Source organism: Helicobacter sp. MIT 14-3879 (genome assembly GCF_003364125.1).
On sequence record NZ_NXLP01000052.1, the window covers coordinates 1 to 8,056 of the forward strand.

At 34.4% G+C, this 8,056-nt stretch carries 6 protein-coding genes and 1 pseudogene; 3 read left to right on the forward strand and 4 right to left on the reverse strand.

The window, feature by feature from the left end:
• A partial coding sequence (locus tag CQA44_RS10375; RefSeq protein WP_115547168.1) for an outer membrane beta-barrel protein occupies positions 1–665 on the forward strand: 665 nt, incomplete at its 5' end.
• A gap of 140 nt (positions 666–805) precedes the next feature.
• Here CQA44_RS10375 and CQA44_RS10380 read toward each other — a convergent pair.
• Entirely contained in the window at positions 806–2,491 is a 1,686-nt protein-coding gene (locus tag CQA44_RS10380) for an N-6 DNA methylase (protein ID WP_115547169.1), read from the reverse strand.
• 228 nt (positions 2,492–2,719) lie between these two features.
• Between CQA44_RS10380 and ilvA the strand changes: the two genes are divergently transcribed.
• Positions 2,720–3,955: a threonine ammonia-lyase gene (gene ilvA / locus CQA44_RS10385; RefSeq protein WP_115547170.1), complete on the forward strand. Its 1,236-nt coding sequence runs from the start codon at positions 2,720–2,722 to the stop codon at positions 3,953–3,955.
• A gap of 331 nt (positions 3,956–4,286) precedes the next feature.
• Complete coding sequence (locus tag CQA44_RS10390; RefSeq protein ID WP_258865008.1) at positions 4,287–5,141, forward strand: DNA-protecting protein DprA; 855 nt, start codon at positions 4,287–4,289, stop codon at positions 5,139–5,141.
• Positions 5,142–5,596: 455 nt separating this feature from the next.
• Here CQA44_RS10390 and lpxD read toward each other — a convergent pair whose 3' ends face one another.
• From lpxD to CQA44_RS10405, 3 genes and pseudogenes are all read right to left on the reverse strand, one after another.
• Entirely contained in the window at positions 5,597–6,592 is a 996-nt protein-coding gene (gene lpxD, locus CQA44_RS10395; RefSeq protein ID WP_115547171.1) for a UDP-3-O-(3-hydroxymyristoyl)glucosamine N-acyltransferase, read from the reverse strand.
• 64 nt (positions 6,593–6,656) lie between these two features.
• Positions 6,657–7,490 (reverse strand): DUF5718 family protein, encoded by an 834-nt coding sequence (locus tag CQA44_RS10400; protein WP_115547172.1) that lies wholly within the window; start codon positions 7,488–7,490, stop codon positions 6,657–6,659.
• Positions 7,491–7,691: 201 nt separating this feature from the next.
• Positions 7,692–8,056: pseudogene (locus CQA44_RS10405) on the reverse strand (hypothetical protein); the annotation flags it as partial.

Consider the following 8,056-nt stretch of genomic DNA (forward strand, 5'->3'; position numbering starts at 1 on the left):
TCGCTAATTTAGCTCCTGCCTATTCAAACCCTGCAAGTAATGTTTATGGAGACAATTACCTAGCGTACAATAAGAAAAAAACAGGATTTTTGTTAGGATTGGAGATTCCTTTTATGCCTATTGATTCTACGATGTATTTAGAGACGTTTGGCATACAAACTAGATATTATAATATTTCAGGGAATCTTGTAGGCTTTGGAGGAAAAGTAGGCTATCAGTATTTTACTTATCCTTTCTTTGGCTCAAGAGCATATTTGAGTTATAAATATATGGGCGGTTCCTTAAAGGATTCGAGCGTAGAGTTCAAGACGCAGAGCGTATTGTTTAATGCGGATTTATTGCTAGATATTCCTTTCAATTTTGTTAATCCAAATTCTGGTTTTGGCATAGTGCTTGGAGCAGTATTAGGAGGACAACAATATTATGATGGAATCTATAACCTGCCTTTTAACTTTGTGATTGGACTTAATATGGGGCTTAATGTTAGCATTGCTGCAAAACACAGAATCGAATTTCTTACCCAGTGGCTTGTTCCTATGCCCAATAATGTAGAGCTTGCAGAACACGGGAAATCAAAGCTAGGTACAACAGGCACTCGTTATACTGCTGAATCTTTTATTCCACATAATATTTCTTTTAGTATAGGCTATACTCGTAATTTTTAAGAATCTAGTGTCAATGAATCATCTAAATAGATTCTTAGAAGGCAACAAAAGATTCTAGAATTTTTACTTTAACATCAGTTTTAGTGTGAATCCTATCGGAATGTTATGATTTCAATAGGTATTTTGTCATTATTGCATATTTAACTTTGTTTTAGTCTCTCTAATCTTGCCTCTAAGATTTCAAAATCGGCTTTTAACTCTTCTATTTTTTGCATTTTTATTGCACTTCCCGCGAGATAATTAGAAGGAATTCTTACTTCTAGTAATTCATTGGTATAAACTATATTTTCACCGCTTTTTCTATAGATTTCAGAGAGGCATTCAAAGCCTCTTTGTGAAAAAAAATAGCAATATAGCCCGATGGCTTCATTTTTATTTTGTAATCGCAAAATAAGAATTCCAGCATTTGCAACGGCAATAAAATTATCCACTGTTTCACTTAGTATAGTCATCTTTGGCACAATTCCTCTTAATGATAATAAAATGTCATAAGGTTTTAAGCGATATTTATGGATTTTTTGGGAATCTCCGCTTGTTTTTTTATTCTCAAAATGCGTGCTAAATCCACAGGGTGAAAAATCTACAATACCAATGTCATAATATTCAATGCTACTGTCTTTATTGCTTCCATAAACGCGTTGTCCGCGAAAAACTTCTATCTCTATATCACCCAGACGCAAAGAATCTCTATATTTTTGAGAATTAGAGAGATAATAGCTTGCACGTAAATCATGAATTTTTATTTCTTCTATGCTAGTTAATTTAGAAAACTGTGTTTGTTGTTTTTCCTTAAAGATATTGGCTATTTCTTGGATTTTAGTAAGTTGGTTATATTTACCGTCTTTAATGTAGAAATAGGGATTGTTAGCATTGATATGCAGTATGTTTTGATTGTTGTGTGAGATAATGAGAATTGAGAAATCGCAAGATTGGTGAGGAAATATATTTTTCGGAAGTTCTATGACTGCTTCCAACATGCGATCTTGGACAAGTCTCTCTCGTAATTTCTCTTCTAAAAAGCTCTTTTGTAGGGTTTGATTGCGCACAATAAATACCCCTCTATGTTTGAGATGTGAGAGCGCGTGTGTGAGAAATGCAAGTTCGGGATAATTTTTCGCTAGCATACCCGTTTTACTGAATCTTTCGTCTTCTTTGAGTTGTTCTATACCCATGTGAATATAAAGTGGCGGGTTGCATATTACTTTATCAAATTCTCTTAATTTATTTTGTTCTTTAAATAGGGGTTTGCGCAAAATATCATTAACAAAAAGTGCATATTCTCTAATGTTGCTGAATCTTGCAATAAGCTTAGCAATATTTGACAGCCTATCATCTAACTCTTCACCATAAAGTTTAATATAAGGATTGGTGTTCCCGATAGATAAAAAGATACTCCCAATACCATAACAAGGATTATAAACACAGTCATCATCATGTAGTTCCAATAGGAGAATCAGTAAATCATTGACTTCTTTTGGCGTGGAATAGTAATAAAGTTTATTGGTCGTTCTTTTTTGTGAAATAATATGCAGGAATTGTTCTACATTATGAATTTCAATATTGCTTGAGTAGAAGACTTTAAGTACTTTAAGAATATTGAGCGCCTTACTGATAGGAATATACAGCCCATTGCCAATGAGACTTTGTAAGGTTGCTTCAAATTCTTCTTTAATAGGTTGTCTTTTATGTGCTTTGATAATAAGTTGAGAGATAGTATTTGGGGATTCTTTGCGAAAAACAAAAAGCTCAAGCATGATATGAACAACATCTAAAATATCGGAATGATACTGTTTGATGTAATCAAAGCAATCAAGTAGTTTTTTCACAGTGATTCCTCTAAAGTTAAGTGTGTTTATCGCAAGATTTTCCATTGACTAGCAGGCAAGTATAACCTTAAAGTTTGCTAATTTTCCGAATGTATTATATCTTAAAATTTTATGTGAATATTTAGAATTTGATAAATGAATTTAATTAAGAATACCCTTAGTGAAAGTGCGTAAAACATGCTACAATATCCCCTCAATTTATTAACTTATGTATTTTAAGGTTTCTGTATGCAATTAATCTCGCTAGAGAATATTAAACAAGCCGCAAAAAGATTGCAAGGTATTATTGCGCATCATCCCTTAGCCTATGCGCCCAGATTAAGCAAGGTTGCTAATGCGCAGGTTTATCTCAAAAAAGAAAATCTTCAGCCAACGGGAGCATTTAAGATTCGAGGGGCATTTAATAAAATTGCCACGCTTAAAGAGGAAGATTCCAAGAAAGGCACACAGATTTTATCTCGAGGCGTAATTTGCGCAAGCGCAGGAAATCATGCACAGGGCGTAGCTTTTAGTGCGCAACACTTTAAGACAAGAGCGATTATTGTTATGCCAGAGGCAACACCCCTTTTAAAGGTTGTAGGGACACGCGCGATGGGGGCTGAAGTTGTGCTTGTGGGTAATAATTATGATGAAGCATACAGTCATGCGCTTAATCTTGCCAAAGAACAAAATCTTTGCTTTATTCATCCATTTGCAGATAGTGAGGTTATTGCAGGGCAGGGTAGTGTTGCCCTTGAGATGATAGAAGAGGAACAATTAGATATGCTTATTGTCCCAATTGGTGGCGGTGGGCTTATTAGCGGTATTGCTAGCGTATATAAAACTCTTAGTCCGCAAACCAAAATTATTGGCGTGAATGCTAAGGGTGCAAATGCTATGAAAATGAGTTTTGAAGCAAGGAAAGCATGCAACGCGGATTCTGTAAGAACCATAGCAGATGGAATTGCTGTTCGAGATGTGAATGAATCGGTTTTTGAATGTATTTTAGCAGGGGTTGATTCGATTGTTGAAGTTGATGATGAAGAAATTGCAAGTGCCATTCTCTTTTTATTAGAATCACAAAAGCTTGTTGCAGAAGGGGCAGGGGCAGCTACAGTAGCAGCACTGCTTCATCACAAGTTAGATTTAGAACCTAGACACAAAATAGGTGCAGTGATTAGCGGTGGCAACATTGATGTTACTATGTTAAATGTTATTATCGAGAAAGCATTATTAAAGAGTGATAGGAGAATAAAGTTTCAAGTTATTCTTATTGACAAACCGGGAAGTTTGCAAAAACTCACCGAATTACTAACAAATCAAGAGGCAAACATTGTATCCATCAATTATTCTCGTGTTAGTACTAAACTTGAGTATGGTGATGCGATTGTGGAAATAGGCTTAGAGATTAAAGGTCGTGAGCATAAGCAAAGTATATATAGAATCTTGTTAGAGCATGGGTATAAATTTCATGAAGTGTTTTAAATTTTAACTGCGCTAATGTCTTTTAAGTTTAAGCTAGAAAATATTGCCAATTTATAGTTAAGAACGGATTATTAAGCAATTATAATTCATTAATTTGCGACATTAGCCAATCTAAGATATTCATGAGATTCTCTACTTGTTTGATGTCAATGTCTTTGGATTTGATATGTTTTATGATTGAAGTATATAATGATATAAATTTTTATTATATTCATTAATCTTTAATTGTAATGTGCAATTAGAATTGTGGAAAGAGGCTACAATATCATTGGTATTTTAATGTTTTGTTGCAAAATAAAGTTTTGTTAATCTAACCAATTAAGGAGATTCCTTGTCTCAATTCTTAAATAGAGAGTGCTTAAAAGAATATATAGATTCTGAAAAATTAGAATTTCTTATAAGTCTTAAAAATATTGCGAAAGAGGCGAAACTCTCAAGCAGGCATCTCTACAAGCAATTCAATGGAATTTTTGCTGCTGGAAATCTGAATCTATTAAAAAAACCAAAAGTAGCAATTATTGGGACAAGGACTCCTAATCAATATGTTAAACAACACACTGCTATTTTATCTGCACAATTATCTCAAAAGGGTTTTGTTATTCTTAGTGGTGGTGCCATTGGTATAGATAGTATCGCTCATAGTCATAGCGGCGATAATAGCATTTTAGTTTCACCAGCAGGACTTAATCTTAATTATCCAAAAGAAAATAGCTCACTTATTGAACGAATACGCAGCAATGCGTTAATATTAAGTGAATACGAAGAAAGTGTTATGCCACGAGCCTATAGCTTTTTGGAACGTAACCGTATTATAGTGATTTTAAGCGATTTGGTCATTATACCGCAGGCTGATTTACGTAGCGGTTCAAGTTCATCTGCTAATCTCTGTATTGCATTAAAAAAGAATCTCTTTGTTTTTCCACACAGAATGAATGAAAGCTTAGGCACACAAGAATTATTAAGTAGGGGCAGCGCGAAAGCTATTTATGACATAGAATCTTTTGTTACTAGTTTGTGTGAGAAATTTGAGATTGTCTATGAAGAAAGACAACAAGATACCCTTTTGGAGTTTGCGAGTAAGAATGGATTGTTTGCGGAAGCAATGCAGAAATTTGGCAATCAGGTTTTAGAGTATGAGTTAGAAGGAAAAATTAAACGCAATGGTATATATATTGAATTAGGCTAATATTGCGATTCAACAATATCTTAGAAATACTTAAGAGGTTGTTATCAAAAATGTAGTTATAAGTGAGGCAAGAACACAACCTCGTTATTTTCTTTAGAGACAATATTGTGTTTTAGCTTTATTTGTGGGATTATTAAAATAATCTTTCTCTTTCTTTCTCTTTGTAGAGGTTGGCTCTTGCTAGTTTATGTATCTCTATCAAGCTATAATTTCTCGAAGTCTCTTGCAATTTTGATTTGTCCCAATAATTGCTACTGTTAGTTTTTAATAGATTCAGATTTCCAGCAGCAAAAATTCCATTAAGTTGCTTGTAGAGAATCTGCTTGAGAGTTTCACTTCTTTCGCAATATTTTTAAGACTTATAAGAAATTCTAATTTTTCAGAATTTGGGCATAATTCTTGCGAATTTTACTTTATAAAAACGACAAACAGCTATCTTAACTTTTTTAGATTATTTAGTTGTTTTGTTTTGTATTTTTCTGTGTTTTTAGCAGTCTTCTAAGCTTGACATAAAATTTCATCCACTCATCAAGTTCCATAATTGGGTGTCCTCCCCATTTACTTTTGGGTGGAAGATTCTTAGAAACTGCTCCACGACCTGCTACTTGTGTAAAATCACCAATATGAACATGTCCCCCTGTGCCAACCTGCCCTCCTAAAATAACATTTCTTCCCGTTGTAGTAGAACCAGCCAGCCCTACTTGCGCTACTAATAGGGAATGCTCCCCAATGATAGAGTTGTGTGCAACAACGCAGCTATGCCCCACTTTACTGCCTTTTTTAATGCGCGTTTCACCGAAAACAGCCCTATCGATAACGTTATTCGCGCCAATTTCGACATCATCTTCTATTACGGCTTTACCGCTATGCTCAATCTTTATATGTTCTCCCTGTGCAGTTTGTGCATATCCAAATCCGTCGCTGCCTATCACAGTTCCTGCATGAATAAGAACTCGATTGCCAATCTCGCTTTCACGGTAAATAACAACATTGGGATAAATTTTGCAATGCTCGCCAATGCTAACATTATCTGCCAAAACGACGTTTGACATAACAACAGTGTGAGCACCAATATGTACATTTTTACCTATTGAAACTCCTTTAGCAATGCTAGCACTTTCATGAATGTTAGATTCGCTATACTCACAGTTAACAAAATCCCTTTTTGCAAAGAGTTGGGATAATAAGGCAAATGCTAGGTGTGGATTCTCAACTACGAGCGGCTGTATATAACTTGGAATCTTTCCTAAAAGAGATTCTTTAATAAGTACTGCTCCCGCTTTAGAATCTTTTAATTCTTTGACATAATGTTCTTGATTGATATAGCTTACATGTCGCGGGCTAGCAGATTCCAAAGGAGCTAATCCTATGAGCTCAAAATCTTTGTGTAAAGAATTTTTAAGCGTTATGACAGTGCCAAATGCCGCCTCTATGGCTTCTGATAATAGCATATTTTCTCCTTAGCATGCAGGTTGTAGGAAGCATAATTCTCAGAGAAAATTCTTAATGATTTCTTTAATGTTGGCGAATAACTTCCTGTCGTACAATTGAACAATCCTTTAATCCTATCACTCCTTGTTCAACAAGTGATTGGATTTGTGTATTGCTGTATTTATTGTGGTTATATGCTACTACACAAACTTCATCTCCTTCTTGTAAGAATCTAGTTTCTGCTAAATGTGTGTAACTAGTTGCTCCAATAGCAATAAGGATTTTTGATGGTTGTTTTGTGCGCTTGATAATATCGCCCAAATTTTCCAATACTGCGTGGTCAGTTTGTGTATTGAGCTTTCTTACAATCCAATCAAGCAATTTTTGATAAAAATAGCTATAACTTGTAAGTTTAGCATTATCCCCATATTGATGCGCTTTGCCATCAAAAATGAGGAAAGAGGTTATAGAATAGTTATCGCAAATCCCGCCTTTTTCAAATTTATCAATAGGAAGCTTAAAGCCACACCCCTTTGAAGCTGTAGAAAAATTCTTTTTTTGACTGATTTTTGTTGCGTTTGTGTCATTGCGAATAGAAGTATCATCAAATGCCATAAAGAATTTGGGATTAAGATTCTTGACTTTGCCATCAGCACTGTAACTTACTTCACATTCAAGCCCTATCTCTGGTTCTGCTTGTGCATTAAGAGAGCTGTCTTTAGGTAAAATAATTTTATAATTATCGATGCAGTAACGTCCCAAGAATGTGTTGTCTTTAGGAATATAGAAAGGAAATATGCCCTTTGGTGCTCCTACTTCATCGCTTATTACTTCTTTAAAGTCATTTGCTTCACCTGCTTGTTCTAAATGATTGGCAAAGTTGCCCGCAATTCCGAATCCTAAAAATTCTGCCTGCATTTTATCTCCTTAATTTAATCAAGCTGTGCCTAATAAAATGCCTAAACCACAAGTTTTAAAAACTAAATTGTAGTCTTTATTGATGACAAAATATCAATTTTCTACACTCTAGCTTATTTTTTTATTTTTAGTGATACTTATTGTAACTCCTTAAAATGACCGTACAAAGCCTTAAAAACAAGATAGGATATTGCTATGATTTTATTGCTTTGTAGGTTTTTTGTAGAAAGTTTTATCACTTAAGTTGTAGGCTTGTGGTTTAGAATCTATTTGCTGTTGAGCAAGATTTTGCAGTTGCTTGCGGTGGGAGAGTATAATGTTTCTAATAACTTCGAATTTTTGTTTTAGTTCAGGATAAGTAGCATGGTTGGTAAAATTACCAAAAGATTCTTCTTGTAGCGCATTTGATTTTATTTCCACTATATCATATAGCTTTGTGTAATTCCTATTTACAAATCCCTGCAAACATTCGCAATCTTGTAGCTGCAACTTTTCCCTAATAGTTGGGTTTGATTGCAGTGTTTGCAAGATGTTTTTAGCATGATATTTATTGAACTCTATACATG